The sequence below is a fragment of the Pseudomonas sp. ICBG1301 genome, assembly GCF_016918385.1.
Lineage (GTDB): Bacteria > Pseudomonadota > Gammaproteobacteria > Pseudomonadales > Pseudomonadaceae > Aquipseudomonas > Aquipseudomonas palleroniana.
In genome coordinates, this window is the sequence record NZ_JAEKGB010000002.1 from 591,933 (window position 1) to 608,362 (window position 16,430).

The 16,430-nt window shown below is 60.5% G+C and carries 16 protein-coding genes and 1 tRNA gene; 10 read left to right on the top strand and 7 right to left on the bottom strand.

Going from position 1 to position 16,430, the window contains the following annotated elements:
- Positions 1-92: 92 nt before the first annotated feature.
- Complete coding sequence (locus JBE38_RS06525) at positions 93-620, top strand: DinB family protein (RefSeq protein WP_205343911.1); 528 nt, start codon at positions 93-95, stop codon at positions 618-620.
- Here the strand turns inward: JBE38_RS06525 and JBE38_RS06530 are convergent.
- Both JBE38_RS06530 and JBE38_RS06535 read right to left on the bottom strand, forming a co-directional pair.
- Positions 600-1,070 (bottom strand): GFA family protein, encoded by a 471-nt coding sequence (locus tag JBE38_RS06530; RefSeq protein WP_090370920.1) that lies wholly within the window; start codon positions 1,068-1,070, stop codon positions 600-602. The genes JBE38_RS06525 and JBE38_RS06530 overlap by 21 nt on opposite strands.
- A gap of 129 nt (positions 1,071-1,199) precedes the next feature.
- The gene (locus tag JBE38_RS06535) at positions 1,200-1,772 is read right to left on the bottom strand and encodes a hypothetical protein (protein WP_205343912.1); all 573 of its coding nucleotides are present in this window, start codon (positions 1,770-1,772) and stop codon (positions 1,200-1,202) included.
- 211 nt (positions 1,773-1,983) lie between these two features.
- Here JBE38_RS06535 and JBE38_RS06540 point away from each other — a divergent pair.
- Positions 1,984-2,070, top strand: a tRNA-Leu gene (locus tag JBE38_RS06540).
- A gap of 64 nt (positions 2,071-2,134) precedes the next feature.
- Here JBE38_RS06540 and JBE38_RS06545 read toward each other — a convergent pair.
- Both JBE38_RS06545 and JBE38_RS06550 read right to left on the bottom strand, forming a co-directional pair.
- Entirely contained in the window at positions 2,135-3,730 is a 1,596-nt protein-coding gene (locus JBE38_RS06545) for a histidine kinase famiy protein (RefSeq protein ID WP_205343913.1), read from the bottom strand.
- Between the two features lie 116 nt (positions 3,731-3,846).
- A complete protein-coding gene (locus JBE38_RS06550) occupies positions 3,847-5,565 on the bottom strand; it encodes a hydrogenase maturation protein (protein WP_205343914.1) in 1,719 nt (572 codons plus the stop codon).
- A gap of 273 nt (positions 5,566-5,838) precedes the next feature.
- Between JBE38_RS06550 and JBE38_RS06555 the strand changes: the two genes are divergently transcribed.
- Entirely contained in the window at positions 5,839-6,750 is a 912-nt protein-coding gene (locus tag JBE38_RS06555; RefSeq protein WP_205343915.1) for a LysR family transcriptional regulator, read from the top strand.
- 2 nt (positions 6,751-6,752) lie between these two features.
- Here JBE38_RS06555 and JBE38_RS06560 read toward each other — a convergent pair whose 3' ends face one another.
- Positions 6,753-7,304, bottom strand: coding sequence for a GNAT family N-acetyltransferase (locus JBE38_RS06560; protein ID WP_090370885.1), 552 nt, complete (start codon positions 7,302-7,304; stop codon positions 6,753-6,755).
- Positions 7,305-7,471: 167 nt separating this feature from the next.
- Between JBE38_RS06560 and JBE38_RS06565 the strand changes: the two genes are divergently transcribed.
- The 4 genes from JBE38_RS06565 to JBE38_RS06580 all read left to right on the top strand — a co-directional run bounded on the left by JBE38_RS06565 (position 7,472) and on the right by JBE38_RS06580 (position 9,801).
- A complete protein-coding gene (locus tag JBE38_RS06565) occupies positions 7,472-8,068 on the top strand; it encodes a 2OG-Fe(II) oxygenase (protein WP_205343916.1) in 597 nt (198 codons plus the stop codon).
- Positions 8,061-8,333, top strand: a complete 273-nt coding sequence (locus tag JBE38_RS06570; protein WP_205343917.1) for an Ada metal-binding domain-containing protein — start codon at positions 8,061-8,063, stop codon at positions 8,331-8,333. The genes JBE38_RS06565 and JBE38_RS06570 overlap by 8 nt, the downstream gene beginning before the upstream one ends.
- A complete protein-coding gene (locus JBE38_RS06575) occupies positions 8,317-9,060 on the top strand; it encodes a 2OG-Fe(II) oxygenase (protein ID WP_240202430.1) in 744 nt (247 codons plus the stop codon). The genes JBE38_RS06570 and JBE38_RS06575 overlap by 17 nt, the downstream gene beginning before the upstream one ends.
- Positions 9,061-9,186: 126 nt before the next feature.
- Positions 9,187-9,801, top strand: coding sequence for a cysteine hydrolase (locus JBE38_RS06580; protein ID WP_205343918.1), 615 nt, complete (start codon positions 9,187-9,189; stop codon positions 9,799-9,801).
- Here the strand turns inward: JBE38_RS06580 and treS are convergent.
- Both treS and JBE38_RS06590 read right to left on the bottom strand, forming a co-directional pair.
- A complete protein-coding gene (treS, locus tag JBE38_RS06585) occupies positions 9,779-11,845 on the bottom strand; it encodes a maltose alpha-D-glucosyltransferase (RefSeq protein WP_205343919.1) in 2,067 nt (688 codons plus the stop codon). The two genes, JBE38_RS06580 and treS, sit on opposite strands and share 23 nt — an antisense overlap.
- A gap of 84 nt (positions 11,846-11,929) precedes the next feature.
- Positions 11,930-12,688 (bottom strand): helix-turn-helix transcriptional regulator, encoded by a 759-nt coding sequence (locus JBE38_RS06590; RefSeq protein ID WP_161547912.1) that lies wholly within the window; start codon positions 12,686-12,688, stop codon positions 11,930-11,932.
- 187 nt (positions 12,689-12,875) lie between these two features.
- On the opposite strand from JBE38_RS06590, the gene JBE38_RS06595 reads away from it, so the two are divergent.
- The 3 genes from JBE38_RS06595 to JBE38_RS06605 are packed head-to-tail and all read left to right on the top strand — an operon-like array spanning position 12,876 to position 16,422.
- A complete protein-coding gene (locus tag JBE38_RS06595; protein ID WP_205343920.1) occupies positions 12,876-14,501 on the top strand; it encodes an APC family permease in 1,626 nt (541 codons plus the stop codon).
- A gap of 11 nt (positions 14,502-14,512) precedes the next feature.
- Positions 14,513-15,439 (top strand): 4-hydroxyproline epimerase, encoded by a 927-nt coding sequence (locus JBE38_RS06600; RefSeq protein WP_205343921.1) that lies wholly within the window; start codon positions 14,513-14,515, stop codon positions 15,437-15,439.
- A 35-nt stretch (positions 15,440-15,474) separates the two neighbouring features.
- Positions 15,475-16,422 carry a dihydrodipicolinate synthase family protein gene (locus tag JBE38_RS06605; RefSeq protein ID WP_205343922.1) on the top strand — a complete coding sequence of 316 codons (948 nt, stop codon included), beginning with the start codon at positions 15,475-15,477 and terminating at the stop codon, positions 16,420-16,422.
- The last annotated feature ends 8 nt before the right edge of the window (positions 16,423-16,430 follow it).

Consider the following 16,430-nt stretch of genomic DNA (forward strand, 5'->3'; position numbering starts at 1 on the left):
CAACAACCATAGCCTGCCCCTGTCGGAATACCAAGACCGCCGAGCAGGCACGCCTTATGATGGCGCCATTACACTGTTGAAGGAGCACACAGGTGAACCGTATCGAGCACGTTGCATTGATGGCGAGCTACAACCAGTGGATGAACCAGAAGGTCTATGCTGCTGCCGGCCAATTGCCGGACGCCGCGTTGAGCGCAGACCGGCACGCGTTCTTCGGCTCGATCCTCGGCACCCTGAACCACCTTGCACTGGGCGATACGGTCTGGCTCAAACGCTTCGCCCAACACCCGGCAGGCTTTGCGGCGCTGGCACCCTTGAGTTCGATCGCAACACCCACCGACCTCAAGCAACTGGCGTTCGCCGATATTCGTGAGCTTTCTGCCCGACGCGCCTGGCTGGATCAGTTGATACTCGATTGGGTCAACACCTTGCGCGAGCCTGACCTGGATCATCGCCTGCAGTACTCCAACATGCGCGGCGTGGGGGCCAGCAAGCCGTTCTTTGGCTTGCTCGTGCACTTTTTCAATCACCAGACCCATCACCGGGGCCAGGCCACCACGCTGCTGAGCCAGGCAGGCGTGGACGTGGGTGTTACGGATCTATTGGCGTTGATTGACTGAGACGAACTCGGCGTAAGCCTGCAACAGGCGCGGGAAGTCCTCGGGTTCAGGCAATTGTGCAAAGCTTTCGACGGCGGGGGTGGAGGCCCAGGGCAGTTTTTCGCGGGTCCAGGTTTCCATGAAAGGTACATAGTCGCGGGCGTTATCGAGCAAGGTGGCGCGCACATTGACGAACTCGTCGATGCCGTGGGGCCGGGTAAACAGCCAACTCATGCAATGCGGGCAGCAATAGTGGCGGTCCACACCCTGCAGCCCGCCGATGACCGGGCAGCCTTGGGTGATGGTAAACCCAGCGGCGGGAATCAAGGCGCTGAGGGAAAACGCGCTGGAGGTCATTTTCTGGCAACCACGGCAATGGCAGGCCATGGTGATCACCTCGGGCAAACTGACACTGAAGCGCACCCGGTTACAGCGGCAACTGCCCTCCAGCGGCTGGTGTACGACGCTCATCATTCATTCCTTTTCATGATTGTGGACGCCACAGGGTAGCGTGAACCGAACGCTGAGAACACCGCACGCCATGTCGCCAGCAATGCCGATACGCACATTGCCAGCGACTGAAGCAAGCGCCGGCAGGCGTCACTTCACCTTGCTGGCCAGGTTGTCGACCGTGTGTTTCAGATCATCAAGGCTGCGCTTCTGGTCTTCAAGGCTACGTTTCTGATCCTGGGCATCGTCCTTGAGTCGCGACAGCTCACTGGAGCTGGAACTCGAACTGGAGCTGGAATTGCGCTTCAGGTCCTCCACTTCGCTTTTGAGCTTGTCGATGGTGTTCTTCTGATCCGCGACCGTGTGCTTCAAATCAGCCAACTGGCTGTCACTGGCGCTGGAGCTTGAGCCATCCTTACGCTTGAACTCCTCGAAATAGTGCGCCTGTTCGTCCAGTTTGCTTTTCAAACGCTGAAGCTCTTCCTCGTGGCTTTTCTGATTACTCTGCAAGCGCTCAATATCGTTCACCGTAAAATTGCTCGCCGCCAATACTTGCTGCTGACCGGCCCCTGCGGAACTGGTCGCAAGCCTGTCACCCGGCGAGGAACTGAATCCGCTCCACTCAAACTCATCCCCCGCCTGCGCTGTGCCTACGCTACCCACCGCCAACAACCCGATTACACTGACCGCAATCATCCAAGAAGGCTTACGCGCACTGAACATCAACTGATTCCTTTCCAGAATGCCGGGATGGCATATCGCTATGACTGCACTTTCAGAATCTTGTTCCCACCCCGGGAAAAACTCGAAAAGGGTCTGGTCGGGCGTTGTAGACTACTGATCTCACAAGCTTTTTTAACCCGGCTTTTAGGCAAGAACCTTGCACCAACGAGCCAGGCTCTATATATTCCCAACCCTGTTACACCGCGCTACCGCCCGAATGGCGAAACTGGTAGACGCATGGGACTTAAAATCCCCCGCTCGTAAGGGCGTCCCGGTTCGATTCCGGGTTCGGGCACCATAGATATCAAGGGCTTGCATGATGAACTTCATGCAGGCCCTTATCTTTTTCTGCTTCTGAAAAACTAAAGCCCCCCCGGAGAATCAAGGATCTGCCTGACCTTACGCGCAAGGTCATGTGGCAGATACGGCTTGGAGATCACCTCGAACTCTGATCCGCCAACGTCCGTACGCTCGATGGAGTTCTCTGCATAGCCGGTGGTCAGTAGCACCTTGGTGCTTGGGATGCGTCTTCTGACCTCTCTCGCCAACATGACCCCATTCATGCTTCCGGGCATGATCAGATCGGTGAAGAGCAGGTCATACTGTTCACCCGCTTCGTATCGTTTCAGCGCTTCGCGCGCATTGAGCGATATTTCAGTGATGTAGCCGTAGTCCTCGAGCACCATCTTGGCGAGCTCCGCAACGTCCGGGCGGTCCTCGACAATCAGGACCCTTTCGGTGCCATCCTGGTTATCGGATTTAAGCCTGAGCTCATCGGGAGATACCGACGCACTGTCCACTGGAAAGTACAGACGCAGCGTCGTACCAATGCCCTCCTCCGAGTAGATCCGGGCGGCCCCGCCGGACTGTTTGGCAAATCCATATACCATCGACAAGCCCAGGCCCGAGCCCTTGCCCTCATCCTTGGTGGTAAAGAAAGGGTCCATCACGCGATCACGGATATCCGCGGACATGCCTACGCCGTTGTCGGTAACGGAGATGCTCACGTAGGCGCCCGGCAGCAAGCCGTCATAGGACGTCGCCAAGTCCTTGATCAGGACATTGCGCGTCTCAATGAACACTTTCGGTTCATGTCGCCCGATCAACGCATCCCGGGCATTGATGAAAATGTTGAGCAGTGCCATCTCGGCCTGAGTAGGATCAATCCGGCAGTTTTTCAACGAGCCATCAAGGTCAGATTCCACTTTCACTGCGTTGCCGAATGTCCGCTCTATTAAAGGCTCAACCAAGTGAACGAGCGTATTTAAGTTCAGGACGCGGCCCTGTAGTTTCTGCTTTCGGGAAAACGCCAACAGTTGCTTTGTCAGCGTGCTGGCTTTTTCCACCGCGGACTTGGCATGGAAGGCGCTTCTCTTGATTCTTTCCAGGCTCGGCTCAGGTTTGTCGACGGCGCTGCCGATCAAGTCGACGTAGCCACCGATCACCTGCAGCAAATTGTTGAAGTCATGCGCAATGCCGCCCGTCAACTGACCCAGCGCTTCCATCTTCTGAGCCTGCCTCAAACCTTCCTCAGCGTCACGGCGACGGCTTACATCTAACTGCGATGCAAAAAAATAAATCACATCGCCTTTTTCATTTTGAATAGGCGAGATGAAAAGCGCATTCCAGAAACTGCTTCCATCTTTCTTATAATTAAGAACTTCGGTCGAAAACTCCTGCTTGTTTGTTACCGCGTCCCTGATGGAATTCACCACTTCTCTATCGGTCTCGACGCCTTGGAGAAAGCGGCAATTTTTCCCGACAATCTCATCATGCTCGTAACCGGTCATTTCCAGAAACGCCTGGTTGGCGAAGATGATCGGGTTGTCCGACGCATTGGGGTCGGTGACGATCATCGGCATACGAGTCGTTTCGACTGCAGCAAAAAAGATGTCTTTTGGATGATCAGAAATATCTGCAGAAACGTTATCGTCTACCCGAAGGTTCTTGTGTGGCATCGCGCGCCTCCAAGCAACATTTGAAATCGTAGGACCGTCCCGTCCCGCCCAAATTCCCTTTTTCAGAGTGCTTGAGCCTACGACCTCGCGACACGATGCCGAGCACAACGGCGCCGTCAGGCGACCAACACGCTCTCACGCGACACCGCCCATGCTGCAATCAAACGCTGCGGTGTCTGGCAGCTCTTGCGCTTGAACACAAAGTTGCGGCACTTCTCGGCAAACTGCTGGCGGTTGTGCACCATGTCCAACTGCATCTGGGCCAGTTCGTGGTCACGGCAGAGCTCAATCTGTGCGAGATCCATACTGGCTTTGCGTGCGCGATGGGCTGCGTATTTTCCATCAGTCAACGTACGCTGGGCTTCTTGCGCCAACCAGCGGCCGAACTCCTGCGGGCAACGTGGGCCGATGTCCTGGACCATCCCCCACTGCCGTGCCTGCACGGCGCTGATCGGCAGGCACTCTTCGGTAAGTTTGTAGGCAAGCTCACTGCCGACGGCGCGAGGCAGGCTGTAGGTCCAGTACTCGGAGCCGTAGAGGCCCATGGTTTTGTAATGCGGATTCAACACGACACCTGCACGGGCGAACACGATGTCGGCCGCCAGCGCCAGCATCACGCCGCCCGCCCCTGCGCTGCCGGTCAGGCCACTGACCACCAATTGGCGGGCCGTCAGCAACTCCTGGCACACATCGTCAATCGACTGGATATTGGCCCAGGCCTCCAGCCCCGGTACGGGCGCAGCCTGGATGACGTTGAGATGCACACCGTTGGAAAAGCTCCCGCGCCCGCCCTTGATCAGCAGCACCTGGGTGTCCCGCGCCTTGGCCCAACGCAGCGCAGCCACCAGCCGCACGCATTGTTCGGTGCTCATGGCGCCGTTGTAGAACTCGAAGGTCAGTTCGCCAACGTGGCCGAACTCGCGATAACGAATCGGTTGATAGGCCGACTCATCAGCCCCTTGGTTGGCGATTGAACTGTCCAGCACCGGAACATCCCTCAACAGGCCGGCCAGCACCTGGCGTGCCGGCAGCTTGAAGGTTTCCTCCCCTGGCTGGGCCTTGCGTTTGAGCGAACCGATCCACACGCTCCGATCACCGGCGGCCACCAGCACCGCGTCGTCCTGAACCGCCAGGATCTCTCCCGGCAGGCCGCAACGCGCATCCAGGTGTGCGTCGTACAGGTAATACTGCCCACCCGCGAGACTCGCCAACACACCCGGCTGCCCGTCGGCGGCGTCGATGCTGCGCTTGATGAACCGTGCGCAGTCATGCCAGCTGAAGGCACGGTCGATCTGCTTCATATTCGGCTGCAAACGCCCGACGACGCTGGGTTGCGTGTAATCGAGCGGCGTGGGGACGAAACCGCCGGCGAATTTTTCCACCACGTCGCGAATGCAATAGATTGCCGCGTCACTCACCGCACCGTTGTACAACTCGGATTTGCGCACATCGGCGGGCATGTCGAATTCAAACGTCGACCAGACCGGCCCCGCATCCATTTCTTCGACCGCCTGCAGCGCCGTGACGCCCCAACGGCCGAGCTGCTGGGTGATGGCCCAGTCCAGCGCGCTGGCGCCACGGTCACCGACGATACCCGGATGAATAATCACAATTGGGCGATCCGGATTGCTCCACAGTTGCTCCGGTACGCGGTCCTTGAGAAAGGGACAGATCACCAGATCGGCCGCCGATGCCTCGATTTGCCGGCACACCGTGGCCTCATCCGTAAACAACACCACGCTGGGGTCGTAACCTGATTGGCGCAGGTCCAACCAGGCGCGCTGGGTCAAACCGTTGAACGCCGATGACAACAAGATGATCTTCATTGATCGCATGACGGACTCTTCCTTGAGAATGCGCGGCCAGTGGCATTCATTCAGCCTTCCCTGGCCTTTGATGGAGACGCCAGGGTAGAGGGAGAACCGGGGCGGTCACGTGATCGAGATCAAGCTTGAGCCGGTTGAGAGAAGATAGAGATGCACGAAAGGTCTCAAGTCTGTCGAATTATGACCTGGACGGTCTTGAGAACAGCAGCATACGATGGCTGCTATCGAGGTTCATAAACGCAACACCTCGATAAAAAGGTAAGGCAATTACCAGGAGCTACCATGCAAGATCTACGTCAGCTGCGCTACTTCGTCGCCGTCGCGGAATGCGAAAACGTCGGCCGCGCAGCGGAACAGCTGCACATTTCCCAATCGCCCCTGAGCCGGCAGATCGCCCAGCTTGAAGATCACCTGGGCCTGGCCTTGTTCGAACGGCGTAACCAGCGGCTGTTTCTCACCGCTGACGGGCGCACCTTCCTGTCCGAGGCGCGCGGCCTGCTCAAGCACGCCGAGCGCCTGGAGTCCCTGGGCAAGCGCCTGGGGCGTGGCGAGGAAGGCGGCCTGTGCATCGGCTACGTCAACCACGCTATCCATGCCGGCGTGTTGCCAGGCGCGGTGCGGGCGATCCGCGCCGAGCGCCCACAGATCCATATTGCCCTCTACAACATGACACCACGCGAGCAATTTGAAGGTCTGCGCCAACGCAGCCTGGACATCGCGCTGGTCTGCGAGCCCCCGCCGGACAACGACCCCGACCTGCTAGCCCGCCCTGTGCTGAACGACCCCATGCTGCTGGCGATCCCGACCGAACACCCGCTGGCGGCCAAGCTCGAACTCACCCCCGCCGACCTGCATGAACAGGAATGGATCATCACCGGCAGCCAACCCGACTCGATCAATAAACGCGACGACTTCATCGCCCGGTGCGCCGATGCCGGCTTCGTCCCACGGCTGTCGCTGGAGGCGACCGACCCCTTGAGCGTGCTCGGGCTGGTGTCCGCCGGACTTGGCCTGGCCATGGTGCAAAGCAGCCTGGCCACCAGCGCAGGCCCGACGGTGGTGCTGCGCGAGCTGGATTGGTTCAGGCCCTGCGTCAGGCTCTGGGCCGCCTGGCACAAGGTGGACCTGCGCCCGATCGTCAGCGTTTTCCGCGGCCAGGTACTGGCGCTGGCTGAGCAGAAAAACCCGGCCTGAGTTCAGGTATCGCTCACCGAGTGCCGACGCGCGAACGTGGCGCGTTCGACCTTGTAAAAGAAGTTTTCCTGCGTGCCGACGGCCAGCTGTTTGATCGACGAGTGGGAGAACTTCCCGCCGATTTTCTCCATGGCCCGTTGCGAACGGATATTTTGCGCCGCGATGTGAAACCAGACCGTGTCGACCCACTGGAAGGCATGCTCGAGCATCAGGCGCTTGAGTTCTGCGTTCGCCCCGCCGCCCCACTTTTCTCGGGCCAGAAAGGTGTAGCCGATAGCAACCTCACGAGTCTTCTCGCTGAATTCGTAATAGCGCGAACTGCCGACGACCTTGCCGCTTGAACGGTCGATCACCACCAACACGCTGTTCGACGTCAGGGCTTCCTTGAACCATTCGCGAAAGACCGTTTCCTGATAACGCGTAGGGCTGGGGTGCTGCGCCCAGATCAAAGGGTCGGATGCGACGTTATACAGCGCGTCAAAATCCCCGGGTTCCAGTGGACGCAGCTCCAGTGAATCCCCAACGATTGACGCAGCGACAGGCAGCGATTGCATCCATGCTCTCCCGGAATCTGAACGTACCCACGTGGGGCACAGGTGCGGTTGATTAAACAGCGCTTGAACTTCCACCGCAAGAACCGGAGTTTCAGCCATTCAACGGACCCCTACTGTGTGTTTACGGCCGCGACACCGGTAATGGCCGTCGAACGCAGGAAGCCCGCATGAACCGAATCGACACCCTGGATTGGCAAAGTATCCGCGTGGAGCTCGACCAGCAAGGCTTCGCCGTGCTGCCGGGTTTCCTGGGCCCACCCAACAGGGCGCGGGAACAGCTCCCGGCACTGCTGAACAGCCTCAGGCAGGAGTTTTATGCGCCGCTGGCACAGATCGCAAACCAATGGAACCTGATCGCCGGAAGGCTCTACGGCTTCCCGCTCCAACGTTCAACCGATCAGCGGCAACCCTCCTCGCCGCTGATGTGCTTGCGTGAAGGCGAGTCTCTGGCGCTTGGGCAGGCCATCGATGACGAAAGGGGGTTTGCGTTTCAGTTGACCGCCCTGCTGTCCTCTCCAGGCCAGGACTTCACCGGCGGTGAGTTGGTGCTGATCGAGCAGCGGCCGAGGATGCAGTCACGCCCGATGGTGGTGCCCCTGCGGCTGGGTGATCTCGCAATCATCACCACGGCGCACCGGCCCTTCAAAGGCCGCAAGGGCTACTACCGCGTCACGATGAAACGCGCTATCAGCCGGGTTCGAAGCGGCGAACGGGTTGGGTTTTTCCTGAACTTTCACGGCACATCGGAGCGAGTCCATGGATAACGAGCGTGTCTGGATGCTATTGGGCCGAGCAGGCCAAGCCTGCCCCAGCACTCGACCGGGCACGCTGGGCGGCCACCGAACGGGCAAACGTTACGGCACGCTCGATTGCCGAGCGGCGCTGCAAGCGATCGCGCGCGGGGGCTATGTGAAAAACCGCGTATTTTTCCTCGATGAGTCCGGCGCAATCGCCGCCGGCTATCGTCCTTGCGCCATCTGCATGCCTGCCGAATATCAGCGATGGAAACACAATGAATCGTCAAAATGAGCTGATGCTCGATGGCCCGGGTGCCCCTGGGGCCAGCCTGGAAGAGCTGGATTGGCAGATAATCGAAGCCGCACTGATGACCCACGGGTTTGCGCGACTGCCACCCTTGCTCACTCGCCAGACCTGTCTGGAGCTGGCGGCGCTCTACTCGAACAGCGAGCACTTTCGCAGCCGCGTCGTCATGGAGCGTCATGCCTTCGGGCGAGGTGAATACCAGTACTTTCGTTATCCCCTGCCCCCCATCGTCGAAGACCTGCGAACTCGGCTGTACAGCCACCTGGCGCCCATCGCCAACCGCTGGCACTCGGCATTGAACGTCCGCCAACGGTTTCCCGAAACCCACAGCGCCTTCAAAGCCGCTTGTCATCAGGCGGGCCAATGCAGGCCCACGCCGCTGATGCTGCGTTATCGGGCAAATGACTACACCTGCCTGCACCAGGACCTGTATGGCGAGCAGGTGTTTCCTTTTCAGGTCGTGTTTCTGCTGGATCAACCGGGGCTGGATTTCGACGGGGGCGAGTTCGTCCTCACCCAGACCCGCGCCAACCAGCCCGGCCAGGCCGAGGTTATCGCGCTTGAACAGGGCCAGGCGTTGATTTTCGCAGTGAACAGCCGACCGGCGCGCTCATCCCGAGGGTTTTGCCGCGTGAATGTCCGCCACGGGGTCAGCCGCCTGCATTACGGAGAACGCAGAACCCTCGGCATTATTTTCCACGATGCCAAATGAATGGGCGCCATGCGGGCCGCTGGGTCATGAGCGACTGCCTGCCAAGCGTGTCACGAGAAACAGCGGCGACGACACGTATCGCCTACGATTAAGCGGACCCCATTACCCCGCATCAGGAGAAACACCATGCAGGCCCACAAAACAGCAATCGTCTTGATCGAATACCAGAACGACTTCACCACGCCCGGTGGCGTGTTCCACGATGCCGTGAAAGACGTGATGCAAACCTCCAACATGCTGGCCAACACCGCCACCACCATTGAGCAGGCGCGCAAGCTCGGCGTGACCATCATCCATATGCCGATCCAGTTTGCCGTCGGCTACCCTGAGCTGACCCTGCGCGCCTACGGGATTCTCAAAGGTGTCGTCGATGCCGGCGCCTTTCGCGCCGGGAGTTGGGGCGCCGAGATCAGCGACGCCCTGAGCCGCGATCCTGCCGACATCCTGGTCGAGGGCAAGCGTGGGCTGGACGCGTTCGCCAGCACCGGCCTGGACCTGGTGCTGCGTAATAACGGCATCCAGAACCTGGTGGTCGCGGGGTTCCTGACCAATTGCTGCGTCGAAGGCACGGTTCGATCAGGTTACGAAAAAGGCTACGACGTGATCACCCTGACCGACTGCACCGCCACATTCAGCGATGAACAACAGCGTGCGGCGGAAAACTTCACGCTGCCGATGTTCTCCCAAGCCCTCAAACACACCGCGTTTCTGACGGCACTCAAAGCATCGGAGAATGGCTGACCACCCGCAGCGCCAGGCCTTCGTAGGCATCCAGCGTAAGAGTGAATTCCCCCTCGGCGGTCAGGTCGCCCTCGACCCGTTCGTTGATAATGTCGACCACCGGCCCCGGCGCGATATCCGGCAGGTGCAGGGTTTCGGTAATCGGCGTGGCGCCGAAGTTGAGCGCTGTGATTTGGGTGCCCTTGCCCGCCGGCAATTCGTGAACCATGACCAGCAAGCCCGGATGCTCGACGTCCGGCACCAGGATCTGGCGGCTGGCCGCAATGTCATAGGCGCGGCGCACCGCGAGGATCTTTTGCAGTTGCGAGGCAAACGATTCGGGGTCCTGCAACTGTTCATTGAGATTGCCGTACAAGGTTCGCGCGCGCGGCATTTGCCCCGCCGACAGCTCGGCCTGCGGGTTCAGGTCCACCAGGTCGTAGGCACCGCGATGGATCCAGCGTGTGTCGCCATCGGCCATCAGGTGCGCCACCTCCTGCCCCGCCAACGGCAGCGCGCCCACCAGGTCCCAACCGGACAAAGCGAACACCCCAGGTTGCATCGCGTTGTACATCGCCAGCAGCAGATGTATCTGGCGGATCTGCCGGATATCGGCAGCGGTGATCGCCTCCAGATCACGAATACCCAGGGCGGCCGTGATGATGCTTGCCGTGGTGCAGGACACCCCGTTGGTCACGAACTTGAGGTTATACGGCGCCTGTTCGCCGGCCAGGCGTTCGTACAGCTGCTCGCGGATGTGTTCGCGCAGGATATTGCCGGGGAAGGTCTGGCCTTGATAGAGATAAGTGTCATGGGCGTGCAGGGTCCAGAAATGCACCAGCTCCAGGGTCAGCTCATCGTGGTTCTGTAGCGCGTGGATCAACGAACCGGGGTCGATGCCCTGGCTGTGCATCTCGCGCAGCATCAAGCGCAAAAACTCCGTGTCGCCCACCAGCAAGGCATGCTGGTAGGCCGGCCGGGTGATGAAGTCATAGGAAAGGTCCGCGCCGCCGTGGGACATGGCGGCGATATCGTCCACGGTCAGGTTCAGCTCCTGGAAGCTGAAGCCGCCCGCCTTGCGAATCGCCCCGCCCAGCAACTGGTTGCCGGTGACGGCCAGCGGGTGGCTTTCCGACCAGGCCGTGCCATCAAGCTTGCGCTCCACACCCAGGAAGCCATTGGCGTCCAGGCGCAGGATCTTGGAGCCCATCACATCGATGGCATGCAAGGCGTCACCGATGATCATTTGTTGCGCGGCGAACGAAGGGTCGAGCCAGTTGAGCGAAGGCTGCCCCTCCTTGAAGTAATGCAAGTACACCCAGCGCCGCGGCTTGCCGTCCACGCCTTGCACCACGGGCGTTGCGCTCCAGTCGGTTTCCTTGACTCCCGGCTCGAAGAAGATCACCCGTTGCAGCTGGCCGACGATGTAATGCTTGTCGCGCAAGGCGTCGACCTGGGTCGGGCTGAGGTTCTGCGCATCGCGGCCTGGGGCGACGTCCGGCAGCAACGGCCAGTCTTCCTCGCGGATTTCCACCATGTGGTAAAGGCCGGGATAGTCTTCGTAGGCCATCTCGGCCAGGCGAAAATCCGCGCCTTTGCCGGTGTGCGAGGGGATGACGTCATCGATGACCACCGCGTTGTGCGCTGCGGCCATGCGCGTCAACGCTTGCAACTGCGCGTCGGTGCCCAGCTCCGGGTCGATTTCAAAGCTGATGCGGTCGAAATTGCCGTCGATGGTCGGCGTATGCCGGGTACCGGAAAGCCCGCCGGATTTTTTCAGCGGGCCGTTGTGAATCCCCTGAATACCGATCTTGGACAGCGCGTGCCACAGGCTTTCATCCCCCAACGCCTCCAGCACCGTGCCGCCTTCACGGGTCACGATAGACGCCGGGTACGCGGTAAACCACACAGACGACAACGCTGACGCATCACGGGGCCGGGTCTGCGCGTAGGGCTGCTGCCACAAGCGCCCCTGCCCGGAATACAGCTTGGCCCGCTGGCGTGCCGCGTGCAGCATCGATTGCTCAACCAGCCAGTTCACATGATCGTTGTCTACCGCCGTCATAAGCCTGATACCTGTGTGGTGAAAGGGTATTGGTAAGCATAGGAGGGTCAACGGCGGTCATTCGTTGCATTGCGTTGGCGCTAACTATTCCAACTGCCGATATTGGCGCGGGGTGAACCCGGTCGACGCCTTGAACTGCCGGGTAAACGCACTGTGGTCGGTATAGCCGCACTGCAATGCCACATCGGTGATCGGCAGTTCGGTATGCAGCAGCCGATGGGCGTTCTCCAAGCGCACCTTCTGGATCATCTGGCGCGGCGTGAGGTGGAAGACACGCTTGCAATAACGCTCCAGCTGCGCCACGGAAATGCCGGCAATGCGCGTCAACTCACCGAGGGTGACACGTCGATTGAAGTTGTGCCGGATATACTCGTCCACAGCGGCCAGCCGCTGATAGGCCGGATGTTTTTCGCTGGCCGACTGCAGGTCTACCGAAATGCCCGCCAAGCCGATGATCTGGTTTTCGTGGTTATACAAGGGCCATTTATGGGTCAGGCACCAGCCCGGCTCGCGAGTGCCATACAGGTGCAGTTCAAGCTGATCCTCCAGCACATACCCTTGCTCCAGCACACGCCGATCCTGCTCGGTGTAACCCGGCCCCAACTGCGCCGGAAACACTTCGGCGCTGGTCTTGCCCAACAGCGGCTGCAGCTGTTTGAGGCCGCAACGTTGCACCAGCGTGTGGTTGGCGAGTAGGTAACGGGCGTCGACATCCTTGATGAAAATCGCGGCATTGGGGATCACGTCCAGCATCGGCAACAGCTGCGCCATACCCGCCAGTAGCTGCTCGATGCTGTGTGGGCGTGCCCCCTGGAGAAGGGCCGTAAACGCGCTCTGCATCATGATTTCAACCGCTCGTTTGGGCTTTGACGCCGAGCAGATTGCGCCATGTTCGCACGCCTGTCGAGCGCGGAAAATTGTGCCGAATTCGTCATTCACATCCGCGTAAAACATCAATCGCCGCCCCCCTTGATGCGTTCAGGATAGCGCCACTGCATGCCTATCCAATAACTCACAAGAAGGCGCCGCCATGTCTGCTCAAGGCAAGTTCAAGAAACAACTTTCACTGATGGACCTCACCTTTATCGGGCTGGGCGCCATCTTCGGTTCGGGCTGGTTGTTTGCGGCCAGCCACGTGTCTGCAATCGCCGGCCCCGCAGGGATTTTCTCCTGGTTGCTGGGTGGCTTCGCGGTGCTGCTGTTGGGCATTGTGTACTGCGAACTCGGCGCTGCTTTGCCCCGAGCCGGGGGTGTGGTGCGCTACCCGGTGTATTCCCACGGCCCACTGCTCGGCTACTTGATGGGTTTTATCACGCTGATCGCGTTTTCCAGCCTGGTGGCGATTGAAGTGGTTGCCTCGCGCCAATATGCGGCGGCCTGGTTTCCCGAGCTGACCCAAGCCGGCTCCAGCGACCCGACCACCCTCGGTTGGCTGGTGCAGTTTGCCCTGCTGTGCCTGTTTTTCATCCTCAACTACCGCAGCGTGAAAACCTTCGCCATCGCCAATAACCTGGTGAGCGTGTTCAAGTTCATCGTGCCGCTGCTGGTGATCGGCGTGCTGTTCACCTTTTTCAAGCCGGAGAATTTCCAGGTGCATGGCTTCGCGCCCTTTGGTCTTTCGGGAATTGAAATGGCCGTGTCGGCCGGTGGTGTGATTTTCGCGTACCTGGGCCTGACACCGATCATCTCGGTGGCCAGTGAAGTGAAGAACCCGCAACGCACGATTCCGATTGCACTGATCCTTTCGGTGTTGCTGTCCACCGCGATCTACGTGTTGCTGCAAACCGCCTTCCTCGGGGGTGTGCCGACGCAAATGCTCGCCGACGGCTGGGCGGGAATCAGCAAGGAACTCGCCCTGCCGTATCGCGACATCGCCCTGGCGCTGGGTGTGGGTTGGCTCGCGTACCTGGTGGTGGCCGACGCGGTGATCTCCCCCAGCGGCTGCGGCAATATCTACATGAATGCCACGCCGCGTGTGGTGTACGGCTGGGCGCAGACCGGCACCTTCTTCAAGGTCTTCACCCGCATCGATGAAAAGTCCGGCATCCCGCGCCCGGCGCTGTGGCTGACCTTTGGCTTGTCGGTGTTCTGGACCCTGCCGTTCCCCTCCTGGGAAGCGCTGATCAATGTGGTCTCCGCCGCCCTGATCCTCAGTTACGCGGTAGCCCCGGTGACCGTCGCCGCGCTGCGCCGCAATGCGCCGCACATGCTGCGCCCGTTCCGCGTCAAGGGCATGGCGGTGCTCGGCCCGCTGTCGTTCATCATTGCCGCACTGATCGTGTACTGGTCCGGCTGGAGCACCGTGTCCTGGCTGCTCGGCCTGCAAATCCTGATGTTTGCGGTGTACCTGCTGTGTGTCCGGTGGGTGCCGACTGCGCACCTGAACCTGCAGCAGCAAGTGCGCTCGTCGGCCTGGCTGATCGGTTTCTACGCGGTGACCATCCTGCTCTCCAAGCTCGGTAGTTTCGGTGGCATCGGCGTGCTCAGTCATCCATTCGACACGCTGGTCGTCGCGGCCTGCGCCCTGGGGATTTATTACTGGGGCGCCGCCACCGGCGTGCCTGCGCACCTCGTGCGCCTGGAAAACGAAGACGACGAAAGCGAAGCCGTCAGCGCCCCGCACTACAGCGCCCCCCTGTCCCCGGCTACCCCATGATGGAGCGTTTTATGAAACGGTTGCACGTTATCGACTCCCACACCGGCGGCGAACCCACACGCCTGGTCATGGACGGCTTTCCTGAACTGGTCGGCGATACCCTCGCCGAAAAACTCGACTATCTGCGCACCCATCACGACCAATGGCGCCGCGCCTGCCTGCTCGAACCGCGTGGCAATGATGTGCTGGTCGGCGCGCTGTACTGCGCGCCGATCACACCCGGCGCGACCTGCGGGGTGATCTTCTTCAATAACGCCGGCTACCTCGGCATGTGCGGCCACGGCACCATCGGCCTGGTGGCCTCGCTGTACCACCTGGGCGATATCGCACCCGGCGTCCACCACATCGACACGCCAGTCGGCCCGGTCGCTGCCACGCTGCACGCCGACGGTGCCGTGACCCTGCGCAACGTGCCGGCCTATCGTTATCGCCAAGCCGTGTCGGTGCAGGTGCCTGGGCATGGCGTGGTGCAGGGCGATATCGCCTGGGGCGGCAACTGGTTTTTCCTGGTGTCGGACCACGGCCAGACGTTGCAGATGGATAACGTCGACGCCCTGAGTGACTACACCCGGACGCTGCTCAAGGCGCTGCGCACCCAGGGCATTTCTGGCGCAGACGGTGCCGTGATCGACCATATCGAGCTGTTCGCCGATGACGCCCAGGCCGACAGCCGCAACTTCGTCATGTGCCCCGGCGGCGCTTACGACCGCTCGCCTTGCGGCACCGGCACCAGCGCCAAACTCGCGTGCCTGGCCGCAGATGGAAAACTCGCCGAGGGTGAAACCTGGGTGCAAGCCAGCATCACCGGCAGCCAATTCGAAGGCCGTTATGAACGGGACGGCGAACACGTGCGCCCCTTCATTACCGGCCGCGCCTATATGACCGCCGACAGCACCTTGCTGATCGACGCGCAGGACCCTTTTGCCTGGGGCATCTGAGCCCCCCGCCTCTTCAACTGAACGGAGCTAAAACAATGAGCGACAACATCTTCACTGGTTGCATCCCCGCCCTGATGACCCCGTGCACTCCAGAACGCAAACCGGACTTCGATGCGCTGGTTGCCAAAGGCCGCGAACTGGTCGATATCGGCATGAGCGCCGTGGTGTATTGCGGCTCGATGGGCGACTGGCCATTGCTCACCGAAGCCGAACGCCAGGAAGGTGTGGCACGCCTGGTAGCGGCCGGGGTACCGACGATTGTCGGCACCGGCGCAGTGAACAGCCGTGAAGCGGTGGCCCACGCAGCCCATGCGGCCAAGGTCGGCGCCCACGGTTTGATGGTGATTCCCCGGGTGCTGTCGCGTGGTGCCAGTGCCACTGCGCAAAAGGCTCACTTTGCGGCGATCCTCAAGGCGGCGCCGAACCTGCCGGCGGTGATCTACAACAGCCCTTACTACGGTTTCGCCACCCGCGCCGACCTGTTCTTCGAACTGCGCCGCGAACACCCGAACCTGATCGGCTTCAAGGAATTCGGCGGTGGCGCGGACCTGCGTTATGCGGCGGAAAACATCACCTCCAAAGACGATGACGTGACCCTGATGGTGGGTGTCGACACCCAAGTGGTCCACGGTTTCGTCAACTGCAATGCCACCGGCGCCATCACCGGCATCGGCAACGCGCTGCCTCGGGAAGTGCTGCAACTGGTCGCGCTGAGCAAACAAGCCGCCAAGGGCGACGCCAAGGCTCGACGCCTGGCCCGTGAGCTGGAAGCGGCGCTGGGCGTGTTGTCGTCGTTCGATGAAGGCTGCGACCTGGTGCTGTATTACAAGCACCTGATGGTCCTCAACGGCGAGCGGCAATACGCCCTGCACTTCAATGAAACCGACGTACTCAGTGACGCTCAACGCCGTTATGCCGAAAACCAGTACACCCTGTTCCGCCAGTGGTACGCCAACTGGTCGGCTGAACAGAACGTCGCCTGAGCCTTTCG